Source organism: Orrella dioscoreae (assembly GCF_900089455.2).
GTDB lineage: Bacteria > Pseudomonadota > Gammaproteobacteria > Burkholderiales > Burkholderiaceae_B > Orrella > Orrella dioscoreae.
Map to the genome: position 1 here is coordinate 2,450,707 of NZ_LT907988.1, position 20,074 is coordinate 2,470,780.

Annotated in this window: 15 protein-coding genes; 10 read left to right on the top strand and 5 right to left on the bottom strand. The window is 67.2% G+C overall.

The window, feature by feature from the left end; translation table 11 throughout:
* Positions 1–115: 115 nt before the first annotated feature.
* On the top strand, positions 116–1,828 hold the full coding sequence (locus ODI_RS11510; protein ID WP_269460520.1) for a methyl-accepting chemotaxis protein: 1,713 nt from the start codon (positions 116–118) through the stop codon (positions 1,826–1,828).
* Positions 1,829–1,973: 145 nt separating this feature from the next.
* Here ODI_RS11510 and ODI_RS11515 read toward each other — a convergent pair whose 3' ends face one another.
* Complete coding sequence (locus ODI_RS11515; protein ID WP_408635825.1) at positions 1,974–3,806, bottom strand: EAL domain-containing protein; 1,833 nt, start codon at positions 3,804–3,806, stop codon at positions 1,974–1,976.
* A gap of 125 nt (positions 3,807–3,931) precedes the next feature.
* On the opposite strand from ODI_RS11515, the gene rdgB reads away from it, so the two are divergent.
* The 6 genes from rdgB (at position 3,932) to ODI_RS11545 (ending at position 11,273) form a co-directional block, all read left to right on the top strand.
* Positions 3,932–4,555, top strand: a complete 624-nt coding sequence (rdgB, locus tag ODI_RS11520) for an RdgB/HAM1 family non-canonical purine NTP pyrophosphatase (protein ID WP_067749279.1) — start codon at positions 3,932–3,934, stop codon at positions 4,553–4,555.
* Positions 4,556–4,578: 23 nt separating this feature from the next.
* Positions 4,579–5,805 carry a radical SAM family heme chaperone HemW gene (hemW, locus tag ODI_RS11525; RefSeq protein WP_067749278.1) on the top strand — a complete coding sequence of 409 codons (1,227 nt, stop codon included), beginning with the start codon at positions 4,579–4,581 and terminating at the stop codon, positions 5,803–5,805.
* Between the two features lie 184 nt (positions 5,806–5,989).
* The gene (glnA, locus tag ODI_RS11530; RefSeq protein ID WP_067749276.1) at positions 5,990–7,402 is read left to right on the top strand and encodes a type I glutamate--ammonia ligase; all 1,413 of its coding nucleotides are present in this window, start codon (positions 5,990–5,992) and stop codon (positions 7,400–7,402) included.
* 253 nt (positions 7,403–7,655) lie between these two features.
* Complete coding sequence (glnL, locus tag ODI_RS11535; protein WP_067749274.1) at positions 7,656–8,708, top strand: nitrogen regulation protein NR(II); 1,053 nt, start codon at positions 7,656–7,658, stop codon at positions 8,706–8,708.
* Complete coding sequence (gene ntrC, locus ODI_RS11540; RefSeq protein ID WP_067749271.1) at positions 8,705–10,189, top strand: nitrogen regulation protein NR(I); 1,485 nt, start codon at positions 8,705–8,707, stop codon at positions 10,187–10,189. The genes glnL and ntrC overlap by 4 nt, the downstream gene beginning before the upstream one ends.
* 172 nt (positions 10,190–10,361) lie before the next feature.
* Positions 10,362–11,273 carry a pirin family protein gene (locus ODI_RS11545; RefSeq protein WP_067749515.1) on the top strand — a complete coding sequence of 304 codons (912 nt, stop codon included), beginning with the start codon at positions 10,362–10,364 and terminating at the stop codon, positions 11,271–11,273.
* Between the two features lie 40 nt (positions 11,274–11,313).
* Here ODI_RS11545 and ODI_RS11550 read toward each other — a convergent pair whose 3' ends face one another.
* The 3 genes from ODI_RS11550 to ODI_RS11560 form a co-directional block, all read right to left on the bottom strand.
* Complete coding sequence (locus ODI_RS11550) at positions 11,314–12,078, bottom strand: ABC transporter ATP-binding protein (protein ID WP_067749513.1); 765 nt, start codon at positions 12,076–12,078, stop codon at positions 11,314–11,316.
* Between the two features lie 40 nt (positions 12,079–12,118).
* Complete coding sequence (locus ODI_RS11555) at positions 12,119–13,789, bottom strand: ABC transporter permease (RefSeq protein ID WP_067749512.1); 1,671 nt, start codon at positions 13,787–13,789, stop codon at positions 12,119–12,121.
* A 117-nt stretch (positions 13,790–13,906) separates the two neighbouring features.
* Entirely contained in the window at positions 13,907–14,953 is a 1,047-nt protein-coding gene (locus tag ODI_RS11560) for a Fe(3+) ABC transporter substrate-binding protein (RefSeq protein WP_067749270.1), read from the bottom strand.
* A gap of 446 nt (positions 14,954–15,399) precedes the next feature.
* Between ODI_RS11560 and ODI_RS11565 the strand changes: the two genes are divergently transcribed.
* The 3 genes from ODI_RS11565 (at position 15,400) to ODI_RS11575 (ending at position 18,210) form a co-directional block, all read left to right on the top strand.
* Positions 15,400–16,176 carry a ferredoxin--NADP reductase gene (locus ODI_RS11565; RefSeq protein ID WP_067749267.1) on the top strand — a complete coding sequence of 259 codons (777 nt, stop codon included), beginning with the start codon at positions 15,400–15,402 and terminating at the stop codon, positions 16,174–16,176.
* 114 nt (positions 16,177–16,290) lie between these two features.
* Positions 16,291–17,247, top strand: coding sequence for a bile acid:sodium symporter family protein (locus ODI_RS11570; protein WP_067749265.1), 957 nt, complete (start codon positions 16,291–16,293; stop codon positions 17,245–17,247).
* 264 nt (positions 17,248–17,511) lie between these two features.
* A complete protein-coding gene (locus ODI_RS11575; RefSeq protein WP_067749262.1) occupies positions 17,512–18,210 on the top strand; it encodes a transposase in 699 nt (232 codons plus the stop codon).
* Between the two features lie 22 nt (positions 18,211–18,232).
* On the opposite strand, the gene ODI_RS11580 is transcribed toward ODI_RS11575, so the two are convergent.
* Positions 18,233–19,957, bottom strand: a complete 1,725-nt coding sequence (locus ODI_RS11580; protein ID WP_067749261.1) for a rhomboid family protein — start codon at positions 19,955–19,957, stop codon at positions 18,233–18,235.
* Positions 19,958–20,074: the final 117 nt, after the last annotated feature.

Sequence of the window (20,074 nt, forward strand, 5' to 3'; positions counted from 1 at the left end):
GATTCGTCATGTGCGGCAAGTGTCGGCGCTTTTGTCCGGCAACTGTAAAGAAACCGCCAAGTCCGCAATCGATAATCGCGTACAAAGCGCCGCTTGTGGCGCCAGTCGGATCATCATGCAGAAAAAAATTGGCGTAAATATGGCTCTGTCCGCCGTCCTGGCGGGTTTCGTCTTGCTGTTCGCCGCCGCGGGTGCCGTCGGCATCGCAATGCTCAACAGCAACCAGGTGGCCATCGAGGCCCTGGGCAAGGGCAACATCGAACGTTCCAGCGACCTGGCCAATGGCGCAGGCAGCGTCTTCCAATCGCGCAGCGCGCTGACCGATGCCAAGACCTTCATGGAAGGCGGCATGATCGAAGAGCGCGATGCCGCGCTGGGCGGGGCGCGCAAGCTGCTGGCGCGCGCGCACGAAAGCTTCGAGGCGCTGCGCGCCAACCCCGATACCGCCGCGGCGTCCAAGCCGCTCTACGACGACGTGCTCACGCGCTACGATGCGCTCGTCTCGCAAGGACTGCAGCCGCTGCTCAAGGGCATCGAAGGCTGGAACGGCCCCGAGATCAATCGCCTGAACGACAAGGTGCTGCCGGGCCTGAACGGCGACTTCGTCGCCGCCGTCGAGGCTTTCCAGCTGCAGTCGCGCCGCGATGGCGAAGCCGCCATCCAGAATGCCGCCAGCGCGCAGGCGTTCGCCGTCAAGGCCGTGGTCGGCACGCTCATCTTCGTGCTGGTGCTGGCCGTGTTCCTGCGCATGGGCTTTCGCCGCGTCATGCTCAGGCCGCTGGACGAGGCGGGCAGCCACTTCGACCGCATCGCCGATGGCGACCTGACCGTGTCCATTTCCGACCGCGGCCGCAATGAAATCGGCGTGCTGTTCTCGGCCATGCGCCGCATGCAGGCGGGCCTGAGCAGTGCCGTGACCTCGGTGCGCAGCGGCGTGGACAGCATCCATGACGCGTCGGGCGAAATCGCCGACGGCGCCGCGCACATGTCCGACCGCGTGGCCAGCCAGGCAGCTTCCGTCCAGCAGACATCCGTGAACCTGGCCCAGTTGACCGAGTCGGTGCAGGAAACCGCCGGCAACGCCAGCCTGGCCAATACGCAGACCTCGCAGGCCACGGAACTGGCCAAGCAGAGCAGCACGGCGGTGGACCGCGTCAGCGCCACCATGCGTGACATCGACATCAGCTCGCAGCGCATCGCCGAGATCGTCGGTGTGGTCGACAGCATTGCCTTCCAGACCAACATCCTGGCGCTGAACGCCGCGGTGGAAGCCGCGCGTGCCGGCGAGCAGGGCAAGGGCTTTGCCGTGGTGGCTGGCGAGGTGCGCAGCCTGGCGCAGCGCAGCAGCCAGGCCGCAAGGGAAATCAAGGTGCTGATCGAAACCTCGGCTGAGCGCGTGAACGCGGGGGTGCGCGAAGTGGGCATGGCCGATGCCACCTTGCGCGAAATGCGCTCGGCGATCGAGCAGGCTGCCGACCGCGTGACCGCCATTTCCAGCGCTGCCGATGCCCAGGCGCATGGCCTGCGTGAAATCAACCAGGCCATTGGCGAAATCGAGCAGTCCACCCAGGAAAACGCCGCCATGATCGAGCAGACGGCCGCAGCCGCCTCGGCCCTGGCCGGCCAGGCCACCGAACTGTGTGAAGCCGTGGCGGTCTTCCGTGTGCGCGGCCAGGAGCGCGAGCCGGTGGTGCAGGAACCCACGCATTTCCAGGACGGCGGCGATGTCTATGAAGCGCCGCCGCTGGCCTTGGGCCACCCGCGTCGTCCCATGCTGGACATGGTGATGGGCCGCCGGGAAGACGCATTCCGTGCTGATCCCGTCTGAGCAGACAGCCGCTTGAGACAGGACGGGCGCCGCGAAAGGCGCCCGTCCTGCTTGGGGGCGCAATGGCCTGCTTGCCGGGCCCGCCCCAAGAAAACAAGGCTCCCCGCGGGGTGCCTTGTCGTGTCCGGCTTGCTGGCAGCCGGGTTCAGCTGCCGACGATGTCGTTATAGCGCTCGGTGACCAGCGACAGGCTGCCGTGCTTGACCTTGTGCTTGACCTGCGCGGCGGCCGAGGCGATGTCCTCGGGCCGGATGCGGCCGCACAGGGCGGGGTTCACCATCAGTGCGCCCACGCTGAGCGTGACGAAGGGGAAGAAGCGCGGCACGCCATAGCGATCCTCGGCTTCGATGCCGCCCCGGGCGCGGCCTTGCTCGTCGTACAGCGACATGGCGCGGGTATTGAACTCGTCGATGGCGCGGCGCACCCGTTCCAGCCAGTCGGGGCTGCGCAGCAGCACGACGAAGTCGTCGCCACCCACGTGGCCGACGAAGTCCCGCTGCGGATCGCAGTGGTGCTTCAGGATGTCGGCGCACAGCAGGATCATGTCGTCGCCGCGCCAGTAGCCATAGACGTCGTTGAAGGGCTTGAAGTTGTTCAGGTCGCCATAGCAGGTGACGAAGTCGGCGCCTTGCTCCAGCAGCCCGCCGATGTGCTGGCTGATGGGGATGTTGCCCGGCAGCGAGGTCAGCGGGTTGGCGTAGCGCGCGGCTTCGATGCGCATCTCGGTGACCGAGCGCACCAGGGCCTCGCCGGTGCCCAGGCCGTCATAGCGGCCGTCGCGCGTGATGATGAAGCCGTCGATCAGGTAGCGCTGGTCGTCGGAGATCAGCACGCGGCTGAGCTGGTCGATGGAGGCGTGCAGGTCGACCAGCACGGGGTCGGGGTTCATGAAGCGCGAGCACAGGTCGCGGCCGAAGAGTTCGCGGGTGTAGCGCTGCGCGTAGCGTTCCGAGAAGTCGCGGCGGTTGATGATGCCCACCGGACGGTCTTCGTCGTCGACGACGGCGACCGCGTGCAGTTCCTTGTGTTCCAGGAAGAGGCGATGGACTTCGTCGTTGGTGTGGCTGCCCACCAGCACCGAGGGGGCCTCGACGCGCAGGCTGGCGGCGGTGCCGCCCTGGCCGCGGCCGCTGTGCGTCTGCAGGGCGCGCGAGGCAAGGCAGGCCGATACCTTGGCGGGCAGGCTGGGCGTGACGGCGGCGGCGGGGCGGCCCAGGTACCAGCCCTGGGCATAGCGGATGCCGAGGTCGCGGGCGACCGCCAGGTCGTCCTCGGTCTCGATGCCCTCGGCCAGCAGCGGCGTGCCGAGCGATTGCGCGGCGGCCAGCACGGCGCGCACGAGCTTCTGCTTGCCTTCATCGCGGCTGATGCCGTTGAAGAAATAGCGGTCGATCTTGACGAGGTCGGGGCGGGTCTCGGCCCACAGTTGCAGGCTGGAGTGGCCGACGCCGTAGTCGTCCAGCGCGAGGCGCATGCCGTGCACGCGCATGGCCGCGAAGACCTCGGACAGCACCTGAATGCGGCAGGCAACCGGGTCGTGTTCAGTGAGTTCGATGATGACGCGCGAGGGCGCGAGGCCGCTGTCGCCCAGCAATGTCAGCGGGAACTGTTCGCCGTGCAGGTCCCAGTGCTGCATGAGCGCCGAGGCCGACATGTTCAGGAACAGGTAGCCCGGCGATTTCTGCTCACAGAAATGGCGTGCGCCGGTCTGGGCGCTGATGAGTTCCAGCTTGGCGTTGATGTTCAGCCGTCGAGCCTCGTGGAAGAGGGCGTCCGGGCTGTAGAGCAGGGTATGCTCCGGTCCGCGGATCAGGCTCTCGTGGCCATAGATGGCGCCTTGGACCAGGTCGATGACGGGCTGGAAGTGAGGCAGCAGCAGGCGCTGGCGGATCACGGTGTCCAGCGTCATGGTGGCGTAGCCGTCGGCCTCGGAGGGGGCGGCGGGCGACGCGGCGAGGGAAATTGCGGACGCGGACATCTGAAAGGAAGACCCTTGCTGCGAGTGTGGCGGTTGCGGACATTGTCATGGTGCTGTGACAATGTTTCCATACTGTTTCAAAAACACGAAAAAAGTATCAACTTGGGCGGCGATACAATCCTGGCATGACTGATATCTCGACTGATGGCGTTGGCCGCGTGGTGCTGGCCTCCAATAACCCGGGTAAATTGAAGGAATTCGCCAGCCTGTTCGCGCCGCGGGGCGTGACGCTGGTGCCGCAAGGCGAGCTGGGCGTGCCCGAGGCGCCCGAACCCCACGTGACCTTTGTCGAGAATGCGCTGGCCAAGGCGCGCCACGCCAGCCAGTTGACCGGGCTGCCCGCGCTGGCCGACGATTCGGGCCTCTGCGTGGCCGCGCTCGGCGGCAAGCCGGGCGTGCTGTCGGCCCGTTATGCGCAGTCGGAAGGCGAGGGCGCGCGCGACGACGCCGCGAACAACGCCCTGCTGGTGCGCCGCCTGCAAGGCGTGGCCGACCGCCGCGCGTGGTATGTGGCGTTGCTGGTCATGGTGCGTTCGGCCGATGATCCCCAGCCGCTCATCGCCGAAGGCGTGTGGCAGGGCGAAATCGTCGATGCGCCGCGCGGCGCGCAGGGTTTCGGCTACGACCCGCATTTCTTCCTGCCCGCGCTGGGCCGCACGGCTGCCGAGCTCGAGCCCGCCGAGAAGAACCGCCACAGCCATCGCGGCCTGGCGCTGGCCGAGTTGCTGGCGCGCTGGCCACGGCGCTGATTTTCCAGGCGAAGCAAGGCGCCATGGCGCTCACCATTCCCATCGTCGCAGAAGGCCGCCAGGCCCCGTCCCGCCCCCCCGGCGCGCACGGGCCGGGCGCGTCGCGCCTGACCAGCCTGCCGCCCTTGTCGGTCTATGTGCACGTGCCCTGGTGCGTGCGCAAGTGCCCCTATTGCGATTTCAATTCCCACGCCATCGTGGGAGAGCTGCCCGAGCGCCGGTATCTGGACGCCTTGCGTCGCGACCTGGAGCAGGCCTTGCCGTCAGTCTGGGGCAGGCAGGTCATCTCGGTCTTCATTGGCGGGGGCACGCCCAGCCTGCTGTCCGCCGCGGGCGTGGACGAGTTGCTGGCCATGCTGCGGGCCTGTCTGAACGTGCTGCCGGACGCCGAGATCACGCTCGAGGCGAACCCGGGGGCCACCGAGGCTGCGCGCCTGCGCGACTTTGCCGCCAGCGGCGTGAACCGCATCTCGCTGGGCATCCAGAGTTTCGATGACGCGCAATTGAAGGCCTTGGGGCGGGTGCATGACGCCGGGCAGGCGCGCGCCGCCATCGATGCGGCGCAGAAGGCGGTGGCGCGGGTGAATCTCGACGTGATGTTCGCGCTGCCGGGACAAAGCCTGGACGGCGCCTTGCTGGACCTGCGCACGGCCTTGTCGCATGGCACCGAGCACCTGTCGCTGTATCACCTGACGATGGAGCCGAATACGGTCTTCGCCAAGTATCCGCCCGAGTTGCCGGATGACGACACCAGCGCCGCGATGCAGGATGCGCTGGAGGCCGCCACCGCCGAGGCAGGCCTGACGCGTTACGAGGTCTCCGCCTATGCGCGGCCGGGCGCGCGCAGCCGCCACAACCTGAACTACTGGGAATTCGGCGACTATCTGGGCCTGGGCCCGGGCGCGCACGGCAAGCTGTCCTTCCACGACCGCATCGTGCGCGAAGCCAGGCTGCGCAATCCGGACAGCTGGATGACGCAGGCGCTGGCCGGCGACGGCTCGCACCTGGCCCACGGCACGCAGGTGGAGCAGGAGGCCTTGCCCTTCGAATTCATGCTGAACGCCTTGCGCCTGCGCGAAGGGGTGGCCGCCACGTTGTTCACCGAGCGCACCGGCCTGCCGCTGGCCGCCATCCTGCAGCCCCTGCAGGCCGCCACCCGCCGCGGCCTGCTGGATCCCGACCCCACTCGCCTGCGGGCGACGCCGCTGGGTTGGCGCTTCCTCAACGACCTCCAGGAAATATTCCTGTAGTGGCATAAGCCCCACGATGGGGCTTCATGCACCAATATAAGCACTATAGTGGTGCATATTGCCCGATTTCCTCGCACGGTTCCCCGTCATGACGCGTGTTTCAAGTTGGCACGCAACTTGCTTGATGTAATCCCGCCGGTCGAGCGACGTTCTCGACTCTTTGTTGATACCCCCTGGAGATGACATGGCCACGCCCCAAGATGTTCTGAAGCTGATTAAAGAGCATGAAGTCAAGTTCGTCGACTTCCGCTTCACCGATACCGCCGGTAAGGAACAGCACGTTTCCGTGCCGCACCACGCTGTTGACGAAGACAAGCTGGAAGGCGGCCAAGCCTTCGACGGCTCGTCGATCGCCGGCTGGAAGGGCATCGAAGCTTCGGACATGCTGCTGGTGCCGGACACCTCCACCGCCCGCCTGGATCCGTTCCGCGAAGAAGTCACGCTGAACCTGACCTGCGACGTGGTCGAGCCGTCCGACATGAAGGGCTATGACCGCGACCCGCGTTCGCTGGCTCGCCGCGCCGAAGCCTACCTGAAGTCCAGCGGCCTGGGCGACACCGCCTACTTCGGTCCGGAACCCGAGTTCTTCGTGTTCGACGGCGTGACCTGGAACGCCGACGCGTCGGGCTGCTTCGTCAAGATCAAGTCGGAAGAAGCCTCGTGGTCGAGCGCCCTCGAATTCGAAGGCGGCAACCTGGGCCACCGTCCGCGCGTCAAGGGCGGCTACTTCCCCGTGCCCCCGGTCGATTCCTTCCAGGACATGCGTTCGGAAATGTGCCTGCTGCTGGACCAGCTGGGCGTGCCCGTCGAAGTGCATCACCATGAAGTGGCCGGCCCCGGCCAGCTGGAAATCGGCACCAAGTTCTCGACCCTGGTCCAGCGCGCCGACTGGAACCAGGTCATGAAGTACGTGATCCACAACGTGGCCCATGCCTACGGCAAGACCGCCACGTTCATGCCCAAGCCCATCGTTGGCGACAACGGTTCCGGCATGCACGTCCACCAATCCATCTGGAAGGACGGCCAGAACCTGTTCGCTGGCAACGGCTACGCCGGCCTGTCGGAGTTCGCGCTGCACTACATCGGCGGCATCATCAAGCACGCCCGTGCCCTGAACGCCATCACGAACCCCGGCACCAACTCGTACAAGCGCCTGGTCCCGCACTACGAAGCCCCGGTCAAGCTGGCCTACTCGGCCCGCAACCGTTCGGCCTCGATCCGCATCCCCTACGTCGGCAACCCCAAGGCCCGCCGCATCGAGACGCGCTTCCCGGATCCCCTGGCCAACCCGTACCTGGCTTTCTCGGCCCTGATGATGGCCGGCCTGGACGGCGTCCAGAACAAGATCAACCCGGGCGATCCCGCCGACAAGAACCTGTACGACCTGCCGCCGGAAGAAGACGCGAAGATCCCGACCGTCTGCTCGTCGCTGGAGCAGGCCCTGGAAGCCCTGGACAACGACCGCGAGTTCCTGACCCGTGGCGGCGTGTTCAGCAACAGCATGCTCGACGCGTACATCGACCTGAAGATGCAGGAAGTGAACCGTCTGCGCATGACCACGCACCCGGTCGAGTTCGACCTGTACTACAGCCTGTAATCAGGTTGAGGTGGCGCGCCGCGGCGCGGGGCTCAGGCCCTTGCCGCGGCGTCGATACCCGCCGCGCGGTTCCGGTTCCGGTTCCGGTTCCGGTTTTTTCACGCACCGCGCCGCGCGGCGCACGCAGTGCCCCGCAGTCGTTGTTGCCGCAATCGCCTTCAGTTCCCGCATTGCCTTGTCGTTGCAGGCAGTTTGCTGTCTCCCGCAGTGCCCGCCCGTCGTGCCGTCGGGTCCACGCCCTCCCAGACGATCCATGAATGTAGATGCCTTCGATCTGCTCGCCACCGCCGTGCTGCTGCTGAGCAGCGAAGGCAGGGTCGAGTATGCGAACGCCGCCGCGGAAGACATCTTCGGCCGCTCTCGCAAACAGCTGACCGGCAGCCGCGCTGCCGGCCTGTTCGAGGAATCCGACGACATCCAGGACGCCATCGGGCAGGCGCAGGCGCGGCGTTTCGTCGATCGCCGCCAACTGGTCACGCTGTATCGCGGCCACGATTTCTTCCAGGTCGCGGCCACCATCGTGGCGCTCACCGACCAGCGCTGGCCGGTGTTGATGGAAGTGCGCGAGATCGAGCAGCGCGTGCTGGCCGACCGCAATCAACGCCTGGTCGACGAGATCGAAACGCAGCGCGAGCTGCTGCGCAATCTGGCCCACGAGGTGAAGAATCCCCTGGGCGGCTTGCGTGGCGCGGCGCAATTGCTGGAAGCCGAGCTGCCCGATCCGGCGCTCACCGAATACACGCAAGTCATCATTTCCGAGGCCGATCGCCTGCAGTCGCTGGTCGATCGCCTGGCCACGCCGCAACGTGCGCCCATCCACACGCGCGCGGTCAATATCCACGAGATCTGCGAACGCGTGTGCGCGCTGATCCGCGCCGAATACGGACGCGACATCTCGCTGCTGCGCGACTACGACGCGTCGGTGCCTGACATCCAGGCCGATGCCGAGCGGCTCATCCAGTCGCTGCTCAATGTCGTGCGCAATGCCGCACAGGCGCTCACGCAGCCGCAGGTGACCGCGGGCGCGCAGATCACCTTGCGCACGCGCGTCGCGCGCCAGGTCATGCTGGCGCATCGCCAGCACCGCATGGCGCTCGTGGTCGCAGTCATCGACAACGGTCCGGGCGTGCCCGAACCCTTGCGCGAGCGCATCTTCCACCCCCTGGTGACGGGCAGGGCGGATGGTACCGGCCTGGGCCTGTCCCTGGCCCAGGACTTCGTGCAGCAGCACGGAGGCATCATCGAGTTTGAATCCCGTCCCGGGCACACCGAGTTTCGCCTGGTCTTGCCCATGGAGCCTGCATGAAACCCGTTTGGATAGTTGACGACGACCAGGCCATACGTTGGGTGCTGGAGAAGGCCCTGGGCCGCGCCGGCATTGCCACGCGCACGTTTTCCCAGGCCCCTGACGTGCTGGAGGCACTGCAGGAAGGCACGCCGGCCGCGCTGGTGTCCGACATCCGCATGCCCGGCGGCAGCGGACTGGACCTGCTGCGCCAGATCAAGGAACGCCACCCGGGCCTGCCCGTGATCGTCATGACGGCGTTCGCCGATCTCGACAGCACCGTTTCCGCCTTCCAGGGCGGCGCCTTCGATTACCTGGCCAAGCCCTTCGACATCAATGACGCCGTCACGCTGATCCAGCGCGCGGTCAAGGAGTCCGCCGAGCCCGAAGCGCAGTCAGGCGCCAACGAGCCGCCCACCGAACGCTGGATGATGACGCAGTCCTCGTCCACCTCGATGCAGGAAGTCTTCCGCGCCATCGGCCGCCTGGCCCAGTCGCGCGTGACGGTGCTGATCACCGGCGAGTCCGGCACCGGCAAGGAACTGGTGGCGCGAGCCTTGCACGGCCATGGCGCGCGCGCCAGCGGTCCTTTCGTGGCGTTGAACGCCGCTGCCATTCCGCGCGACCTGCTGGAAGCCGAGCTCTTCGGCCATGAGCGCGGCGCCTTCACGGGCGCCAGCAACCTGCGCCGCGGCCGCTTCGAGGAAGCGCACGGCGGCACGCTGTTCCTGGACGAAATCGGCGACATGCCGCTGGAGCTGCAGACGCGTCTCTTGCGCGTGCTGGCCGAAGGCAGCTTCTATCGCGTCGGTGGCGCGCAACCCGTGCGCGTCGACGTGCGCATCGTGGCCGCCACCCACCAGCCGCTGGAGCAGCGCGTGCAGCAGGGCCTGTTCCGCGAGGACCTGTTCCATCGCCTGAACGTCATCCGCCTGCGCCTGCCGCCGCTGCGCGAGCGCCGCGAGGACATCCCCGCGCTGGCCAATCACTTCCTGGCCGCCAGCGCACGTGCGCTGGGCGTGGCGCCCAAGCGCCTGACGCCGGAGGCCATGGCGACGTTCACGCGCTTCGACTTCCCCGGCAACGTGCGCCAGCTGGAGAACTTCTGCCACTGGCTGACCGTGATGGCGCCGGGCCAGACGATCGACAGCGAGGACCTGCCGCCTGAAGTGCGGGCGCTGGACGATCCTTCGTTCGCCGCCAGCGCCGCGCCCACGCTCATCACCGGCACCACCGCGCCGCCCGTGGGCGCCGTGCCCGCGGCCGTGCCTCACCAGGCTGCCGGCGACTGGACGCAAAGCCTGCAGCGCGACGCCCAGGCCCGCCTGGGCCGTGGCGAGCCGGCAGTCATGGCCACGCTGACGCGCCAGTTCGAGCGCGTGCTGCTGCAAAGCGCGCTGGACGCCTGCCGCGGCCGCCGCGTCGAGGCTGCCGCGCGCCTGGGCATCGGCCGCAACACCATCACGCGCAAGTTGCGCGAGCTGGGCATCGAGGACGAGTGAGACGAAGGCGGGGCAGGTTCCCGCCTTTGTTTTATTTGCGCGGCGAGTGGTGTTGCGCGGCGCGCAACGCTGTGTCCGATATATCGCGCCTCCGACCAGCCCCAAACCGGCAGGGCGGGATGCTACAAGGAGTCATGGCGCGCGCCGCGCCGTGATTTCCGACGAGGCCCGCATGAGCATTCCTTCCCAGCAGACGTCTTCCGGCACGATCGAGACGATCGTCGTCCCCCGCAGCAGCGACATCGGGGGATTCGAGGTGCGCCGCGCCTTGCCTTCGGCCCAGCGCCGCACGGTCGGCCCCTTCGTCTTCCTGGACGAGTTCGGTCCCACGGTGTTCGATGCCGGCACGGGCCTGGACGTGCGTCCGCATCCCCACATCGGCCTGTCCACGCTGTCGTATCTCTACGAGGGCGAGATCGTCCATCGCGATGGCAAGGGGCACGTGCAGACGATTTCCCCGGGCGAGGTCAACTGGATGACGGCGGGCCGGGGCATCGTGCATTCCGAGCGCACCGATCCCGCTCGCCGCAAGCAGGCGCACGGCCTGTCGGGCTTGCAGACCTGGCTGGCCCTGCCGCGCGAACACGAAGAGACGGATCCGGGGTTTTCGCACTACGCCCGCGATCCGGCGGCGACGCTGGAAGGCGAGGGCGTCAAGGCCCGCGTGGTGGCCGGCAGCCTGTTCGGCAAGACCTCCTCGGTGCGCACCTTCTCGCCCTTGTTCCTGGTCGACCTGGCGCTGGACGCCGGTGCGCGCATCGCGCTGAGCGCCGAGTACGTCGAGCGCGCGGCCTACATCACCAGCGGTGAGATCGAGATCGAGGGCCAGGCGCATGGCCCGGGCCGCCTGCTGGTGTTCGCGGCGGGCAAGCCCGTCGTGCTGCGCGCCTGTACGCAGGCACGTTTCGCCTTGCTGGGCGGCGAACCGCTGGACGGGCCGCGCTTCGTCTGGTGGAACTTCGTGTCCAGCCGCAAGGAGCGCATCGAACAGGCGCGCGAGGATTGGATGCGCAACCGCTTCGGCCAGACCCTGCCGGGCGAAGAGAGCGAGTACATTCCCGCGCCGGAACGCAAGGTGCTGTAAGGAAAAGGGGAAGGAGGTCCGGCGCCTCCTTCCTGGCGGATCAGGCCCGCGCGTAGGCCTGGGCGCGCTGCTCGGCCAGCGCTTCGCGGCGGATGAAGCCTGCCACGAACTCGTCGGACGGATGGTGATGCAGGTTGTAGGGCGTGTCCCATTGCGCGATGCGGCCTTGCGCCATGACGCCGATGCGGTCGGCGATGGCGAAGGCTTCCGCCTGGTTGTGGGTGACCAGGATGGCCGTATGGCCCGTGTTCTTCAGGATGTCGCGCACCTCGAAGGCCAGCCGTTCGCGCGTGTCCACATCCAGGTTGGAAAACGGCTCGTCGAGCAGCAGCAGTTCGGGTGAGGGCGCCAGGGCCCGCGCCAGCGCCACGCGCTGCTGCTGGCCGCCAGACATCTCGTGCGGGAAGGCAGTCGCCGAGCCCGCCAGGCCCACCAGTTCCAGCAATTCCTCGATGCGCCGGGTACGCGCCGCGCGATCCAGCTTGCGCAGGCCGAAGCCGATGTTGCCCGCCACGTCCAGGTGGGGAAACAGCGCGTAGTCCTGGAACATCATGCCCACGCGGCGTTTTTCGGGCGCCAGCATGCCCGCCGGGCTCGAAATCGGCTTGCCATCGAGCAGGATGTGGCCCGCGCGCAAGGGTTCGAAACCGGCAATGGCGCGCAGCACGGTGGTCTTGCCGCAGCCCGAGGCGCCCAGCAGGCAGCCGACGCTGCCGCGGCCCAGTTCCAGCGACAGGGATTCCACGACGGTGCGCAACCCCTTGGGTGTGTCGTAGCCCAGGGAAATGCCGTCCAGTTGCAGCAGTGCGCGGTTGGCAGGAGTGGTGTCGGGGGAAGCAGTCACGTCAATGTCCGATCTTCAGGTTGGTGCGCGCCAGCAGGATGACGGGCAGCAGGCCCGCCAGCACGATGGCCAGCGCGGCGACCGCGCCTTCTTCATAAGTGCCGCGGGCAGCCTCGGCATAGAGCCAGGTCGCCAGCGTGTCGAAATTCATCGGCCGCAAGAGCAGCGTGGCGGGCAGTTCCTTCATGGCGTCCACGAAGACCAGCAGCGCGCCCGCGGCCAGGGCAGGGCGCAGCAGCGGCAGGTGCACGCGGCGCAGCGTGCCGCTGGCCGTCTCGCCCAGCAGCCGCGAGGCCTGTTCCATGGAGGCCGGGATGCGGGCAAGGCCCGCTTCGATGCTGCCGGTGCTGATGGCCAGGAAGCGCATGGTGTAGGCAATGACGAGCGCGGCGCTCGACCCCATCAGGAAGAGGCCCTGGATGCCCAGCGCTGGCGCCAGGTAGCGGTCCAGCAGCGTCAGCGGCGTGAGCAGGCCGATGGCGAGCACCGTGCCGGGCACGGCATAGCCCAGGCTGGCGACGCGGGCGCACCAGCGGCCGGGATTCCAGCGCGCGCTTTCGCGCAGCGTGCGGCCGGCCCAGGCCACCACGAGCCCGCAGAACAGGGTGACGACCGTGGCGACCAGCGCGATGCTCAGCGTATTGAACAGGCCGTTCAGCAACTGGTTCGAGACGCCGCCCACCGAGTGGAAGCGCTTGTAGGTTTCGTTCACCAGGTACAGCGCGGGCGCGGCGAAACCGATCAGCACGGGCACGGCGGCGAGCAGGACGGCGACGAGGGCGGCGGGTCCGCTCAGGCGGCGCGGCTGCATCGGGCGCATGCGCTGCACGTTGGCATAGCGCTGGCGCTTGCGGCCCTGGCGTTCCAGCAGGATGAGCGCCACCACGATGACCAGCATGGCCAGCGCGATCTGGGCGGCGCCGGCCAGGTCCGAGCGCGTGACCCACGTGGTGTAGACCGACACCGTCAGCGTCTGCACCCCCAGGAACTCCGAGGCGCCGATATCGTTCAGCGTCTCCAGCAGGGCCAGGCTGACGCCCACGGCAATGGCCGGCCGGGCCAGCGGCAAGGCCACGCGCAGGAACACGCCGACGCGTCCGGCGCCCAGGGTGCGGCCGGCTTCCAGCAGGCTGGCCGCCTGGGTCATGAACATGACGCGGGTGCTGAGATAGACGTAGGGATACAGCACGAAGCCCAGCACGAAAATCGCGCCCGGCAGCGAGCGCAGGTCGGGCAAGCGGAACTGGCGCGGGCTGTCGTAGCCCAGGAGGTCGCGGATCAGCGTCTGGATGGGCCCGATGGGATGCAGCAGGTCCAGGTAGGCGAAGGCGATGATGTAGGTGGGCACGGCCAGCGGCAGTAGCAGCGCCCAGCTGAAGAACTTGCGGCCGGGGAAGTCATAGGCGGTGACCAGCCAGGCGCTGCCGGTGCCCAGCAAGGTCACGAGCACACCCACGCCCAGGAGCAGCAGCAGCGTGTTCTGCATCGCCTGCGGCAGGACGTAGTTGATCAGGTGGGTCCAGTGCGCGAGGTCGGCGTCCAGGGCGGCGGCGGCCAGGGCCGCCAGCGGCGCCAGGACGGCCAGCGCGATCAGGAAGGCGCCGGCCAGCCAGCCCGCGCCACGCTCGGCCGGGCCCAGGATACGGCGGGGGAAGGATGAAGAAATCTGCATGCGGCTCAACAGCGGCAAAAAGGCCAAGGCGGCCCGGACTGGGGCCGCCTTGGCCACTCGCGAAGGAGGGAGGCGCCGCTGTCCCGGCGGGGACGGCGGCGGCAACGCGAGGCGATCTTAGTTGTCGAAGCCGACCTTGTCGACCAGTTCGCTGGCTTGCTTGCGCAGCTTGCCAATTTCAACCAGCGACAGCGGATCGACCTTCAGCGGACCGAAGCTTTCCACCACCGGATCCAGCTTTACGCCGTCACGGATGGGATATTCATAGTTGGCCCGGGCGTAGAGCGCCTGGGCGGGTTGCGACACCAGGTACTCGAGCAGCTTGACGGCGTTGTCGCGGTTGGGCGCGTGCTTGGCCACCGAGGCGCCGCTCACGTTCACGTGCGTGCCACCGCTTTTCTCGTTGGCGAAGGTCGGGCGGATGACCTTGATGGCGTCTCCCCACTTGCGGGCGTCCGTGCCTTCGGCCGAATTCTTCATGTGGCCCACGTAATAGGCATTGGCGATACCGATATCGCAGATGCCGCCCAGGATGTCGCGCGCGACGTCACGGTCACCGCCCGCGGCCTTGCGGGCCAGGTTGGCCTTCACGCCACGCAGCCACTTTTCGGTGGCTTCGGCACCGTCGTGGGCGATCATGGCCGCGACCAAACCGGTGTTGTAGGGGTGCTGGCCCGAGCGGATGCAGACCTTGCCCTTCCATTTCGGATCGGCCAGCTCTTCGTACGTGAACTTTTCCAGCTTCAGGTCTTTTTCGACGTACAGCACGCGGTCGCGCAGCGACAGGGCGTACCACTGGCCATCGGCGCCACGCAGGTTGGCGGGGATGGTCGATTCCAGCGTCTTGGACTGCACGGGCTGCGTCACGCCGCCGGAGACCAGGTCGAGCAGGTTGCCGATGTCCACGGTCATCAGCACGTCGGCGGGCGATTTGTCGCCTTCGGCCTTCACGCGCTCGAGCAGGCCGTCCTTGACGAAGACGGTGTTGACCTTGATGCCCGTTTCCTTGTTGAAGGCGTCGAGCAGCGGCTGGATCAGCTTGGGCTCGCGCGTGGTGTAGAGGCTGACTTCACCGGCGGCGAACGCCTGGGCGGAGAAGAGCGCAACGCCGGCGAGCGCGAGTCCGCGCACGAGCGGCAGGGGAAGGAAACGCTTGGCTTTCATGGTCTGTGTACTCCAGGCCTGGGGGTGTCTCGAAGGGAAGGGAACGGAAATGCTTTTCGGTCTTCTTGCGCATCACGATGCGCCGGGGGCATTCTTGCGTTTGCCTCGTCGCGTTCTTGTGAAATGCGTCAGACGCTCATCTGCTAACGAAAATTATTATCAAATGACAAGCAAGCATAACAGCCTGTTTTTTCCCTTACAAGCAGATGAACACCGAGATGAACACCGCTTGGCGGCGGCTTGTTCGCGGCCCGGTCCGGCGGGCAAACAGGGGAGTGTCGTGCTTGACGCTTGATATGAAATAAGCTTATTGCCAGGATGGATGAGAACACCTATCAACAAGCATGGTTAAAATAGGTGTTCGGACCCGCCATCGCGGGTATTTCCTCTTTCTTCTATCGAGTCCGGCGACGCCCCGCAGGCGCCGCGGCCAGAGTCCTTCATCCATGGCTGCTTTCAATACCGAGCGCGTGCTGAGCGTGCATCACTGGAACGACACGCTGTTCTCCTTCACCACCACGCGCGACGCCGCGCTGCGCTTCCACAACGGCCACTTCGTGATGATCGGCCTGGAAGTCGAGGGCAAGCCGCTGCTGCGCGCCTACAGCATCGCCAGCGCCAACTACGAGGAAAACCTCGAGTTCCTGAGCATCAAGGTGCCCGATGGTCCCTTGACCTCGCGCCTGCAACACCTGAAGGTGGGCGATCCCATCCTGGTCAGCAAGAAGCCCGTGGGCACGCTGGTCGTCGACGACCTGAAGCCGGGCAAGAACCTGTATCTCTTCGGCACCGGCACGGGCCTGGCGCCCTTCATGAGCATCATCAAGGATCCCGAGGTGTACGAGCGCTTCGAGAAAGTGATCCTGGTGCACGGCGTGCGCTGGGTCAGCGAACTGGCCTACGCCGACTACATCCAGAACGACCTGCCCAACAACGAGCACTTCGGCGAGCTGGTGAACGGCAAGCTGGTCTATTACCCGACGGTCACCCGCGAAGCGTTCCGCAACCAGGGCCGCATCACCGAGCTGATCGCCAACGGCAAGCTGGCCCAGGACGTGGGCCTGCCGCCCATCAATCCCGATACCGACCGCGCCATGCTGTGCGGCAGCCCCGCCATGCTGACGGACATCAGCGCCTTGCTGGACGGCCTGGGCTTCGAGGTCTCGCCCGGCACGGGACAGCCCGGCGACTACGTCGTGGAACGGGCCTTCGTCGAGAAGTAATACTATTGACCCCGCGCGGCGCATGCCGCGCGCCCGGGCTCATGGCCTGGCGAACTCCCTGGCAACACTGCCTGGAGTGCCGCCGGGCCTTTTCTTTTCTGGAGACACACACGCATGCAGGCCCTTGCCCGCTTCAGCCGCTTCGTCGGCAATACCTTCGCCATCTGGGTGCTGCTGTTCGCCATCCTGGCCTTCCTGCAGCCGCAAGGCTTCCTGTGGATCGGACCGTACATCGTGCCGCTGCTCGGCCTCATCATGTTCGGCATGGGGCTCACGCTCTCGAAGGACGATTTTCGCGAAGTGCTGCGCCGCCCGCGTGACGTCGCGATCGGGGTGGCGGGCCAGTTCGTCATCATGCCGGGCCTGGCCTGGCTGTTGAGCGTTGGCCTGAACCTGCCGCCCGAAGTGGCGCTGGGCGTGATCCTGGTCGGATGCTGCCCGGGCGGCACGGCGTCGAACGTCATGACATTCCTTGCGCGTGGCGATGTGGCGCTGTCGGTTGCCATTACGTCCGTGACCACGTTGCTGGCGCCGGTGGTCACGCCTGCGCTCATCTATCTGCTGGCCAGCCAGTGGCTCGAGGTCAGCGCCGCCGCGATGTTCTGGTCGATTGTCCAGGTCGTGGTCATGCCGATTGCGCTGGGGGTGGTTGCCCAGTATCTGCTCAAGGAGAAGGTGCAGGTGGGTGTCGCCGTGCTGCCGCTGGTGTCGGTGGTGGCCATCGTCGCCATCGTCGCGGCCGTGGTTGCGGGCAACCAGGCGCGCATCGCCGCGAGCGGCGCGATGATCTTCGCCGTGGTGGTGCTGCACAACGGCCTGGGCCTGGCGCTGGGCTACACGCTGGCGCGGCTTTTCGGCATGAGCCTGCCCAAGCGCAAGACGCTTGCCATCGAGGTCGGCATGCAGAACTCGGGCCTGGGCGTGGCGCTGGCGACGGCGCATTTCTCGCCGCTGGCGGCCGTGCCCAGCGCCATTTTCAGCGTGTGGCACAACATCAGCGGCCCCCTGGCCGCGACGCTGTTCCGCCGCATGCGTGATCCGGAGGAAGGGGAGCAGGCCGGCAAGGCCTGATGCCTGCGCATCTCCATAGAAAGTCTTAGTGCTTTTGGCCGACAGGCGCGGATCGAATATCCCGATAATTTTTCCGGCTTGTCGTGCCTGCCGTTGCTTGCTCTTTGCAATTCCGCATGGGCAAAACGGTGTCATTGGGCCTTACGCGCTGGGGTGATCTCACGATAATTTTTCGTGTGAGTGTCATTCGAGCGTCACAGAATCGGATGCTCTGTGTTTGGCGGGGTTCACACCCGCCTGGCAGCCCCTTCGTTTCTGGAACCTATGGATATCAAGCCGAAGAAAGCACGGCGAGGCACGCGGGCCGAGCCCGCGGTCATCGATCCCTACCTGTCTACGGTCACCATGCTGGACCTGGACAAGCACATGTCGCGCATCCTGGCGCAGGCCAGGACCCGGCCCATCTCGGTCTACCGCTATGGCGCGCCCTATGTCTGGATCCTGCCCCATGAGGTCTGGCTGGGGTCGGCCAAGCTCGATGACTTCATCCCCAACCGGCATCCCCTGACCCTGCTCGACAGTGTCGTGGCGCGCGAACTCCAGGGGCAGGCGAACCTGCTCAGGCGCATCGGCTTGCGCCTGCGCCTGCAGATCAGCGCCGAATCCCTGCTGCGCGCCCTGATGCTGCAGGCGGCCTATTCCCTGCCCACCGAAGGCGCGCTGCATGACCAGTTGCGCTGCAACCTGGCGTTTCGCTGGTTCGTCAGGCTCAGCCTGAACGCGCCGGTCTGGGACGCTGCCGTGTTCGTCAAGGAGGCAAGGCTGCTGCTGGGCAGCGACGAGGCGGTCGAACTGCTGCAGGACGTCCTGCAGGTCTGCCTGCCCGTGCTGCAGCGCATCGATGTCGACTTCCGGCTCAACAGCGCGCTGGTGCGCGCCTGGGCCTTGCGGCATCCCCGGCTGGAAAAGCGGGTGCCCAGCAAGGCCTGGCACGAAGAGCGGCTGTTTCTCGCGCCGGGCTGAAGTGCGGGGGGGCAGCGCCCGCTCAGGGCGTGCGCTTCACCAGTCCGATCTCTGCCGCGCGGCGGTTCAATGCATCCCTGGCCTGCTGGACCGACGCCTGCACGGCCTTGCGCCGGGCAGCCAGCTCGGCCGAAGGCGGGGCGCCGCTGCGTGCGATGCGCATGGCTTCCAGCTCCACCTCGATCTGTTCCGTCAGCGCGTGACGATGCGCGATTTCCGCCTGCGCATAATGGCCGACCGGGTCGTCGCTGCCCCATGGCAGCGCGGCCAGGCGGCCGGACTCGCTGCGCAGCACGGTCAGCATGGTCTGCAGCGCCTTGGCTTCCTCGTCCAGCCAGGCCGTGCTGCCCGGGGCGTGGCCGGCCTCGCGCATGCGCTTGGCCTCGATCTGCTGCAACTGCTGGTGGGTCCTGTGACGCACCGCGTCGATCTCGTGCAGGTTGGCGCTGAAGTGCGCCAGGTCGCGCGCGGCCGGCGCGGCGGTGTGGACCAGCACGGGCACCGCGACCAGGCACAGCAGTGCGCCCAGCGCTTCGCGCGTCAGGCGTTGCCTGGCCGAGGTCGCGGCATCCGGATGGCCGGCCATCAGCAGGCCCAGCAGGACGCCGGCCACCAGGCCGCCCAGGTGCGCGGCATTGTCGATGCCGCTGTTGGTGAAGCCATAGAACAGGGAATAGCCGATGAAGATCGCCATGCTGGTGATCAGCTGGCTGCGTTGCGCGATGGGATAACGTCCGCCGCTGCGCAGCAGGATGGCCGACACGGCGCCGGCCACGCCGAACACCGCGCCGGAAGCCCCCACCGACACATGCAGCTGGGCCGCAAAATGCAGGCTCAGCGCACCGCCGGCCAGCCCCGAAGCCAGGTACACCAGCAGGAAACCGCGATTGCCGACCCAGCGGGTGAGCAGCCGGCCGGCCCCCCATAGCGCATACATGTTCAATGCCAGGTGGACGGCGCCGCCATGCAGGAACATGGCGGTGAGCAGACGCCAGCTTTCGCCCGCCTGCACGGCGGAAGTCGCATTGCCGCCCGCGCCATACAGGGAATCGGGCGTGGGTGTCATCGGGTCCATGCCCGCCAGCACGCCTGCCAGCCACGCCAGCCCGCACAAGCCCATCATGCCGATCATGGCCCATGGGCGAGACGACAGGGTGTCGAGATGGGTGTGGAAGGCGTCGCTGGCCTGCTGCTCGCGTTCGTGCGCGGCATCCAGCGCGCGGGCATGTTCAGGCGCGGCCTGTTGGTGCTGGCGCAGCGCTGCCTGCAGGACGGGCATATGCAGGGTCTGGTCCAGCGCGCTCAGCGCGATGCGGCGCTGCGAGCGGCGGCGCCAGGTCCAGGCGGCGCGCGGGTCGGGCTCCCCGGAAGGCGCCGCCATCGTGATCTCGAGCCAGGCGGCGTAGGGCAGGCCGGTGTAGTCGATGCGGGCGATCCGTTGCCAGGGCAGCAGCGGGCCTTGCGCGCCCGCGATGCCAGCGGGGTCCAGCCGCAGGACCGGGCGCCGGGCCAACAGATGGCGCAGATGCACGAACACGCCGATGAGCAGAATGCAGGCGGGTGTGATGAGAAACAGTGCGCCGGTCCAGCCACCCAGGGCATGCAGGCCCCACGCGCCCAGGATGAATACCCCGATCAGGATCAGGCAGAAGCGCAGACCCCGGCCCGACGGGCTGCGCCACGAGGGCATGAGCGGCGTGCCGGGCAGGCCAGGCAAGGAGGGCGGCGGGGAGGTCTCTGTGGACATGGGCGATGCAGCGTGCAGTGCGGACGGACAACGAGGATAACAAGCGGGGATGGGACGCGCATGACGCTGCCGCGCCGAGCCGCGATCGCGCGCCGGCAGCGGCGCTCGGGAAGCCTG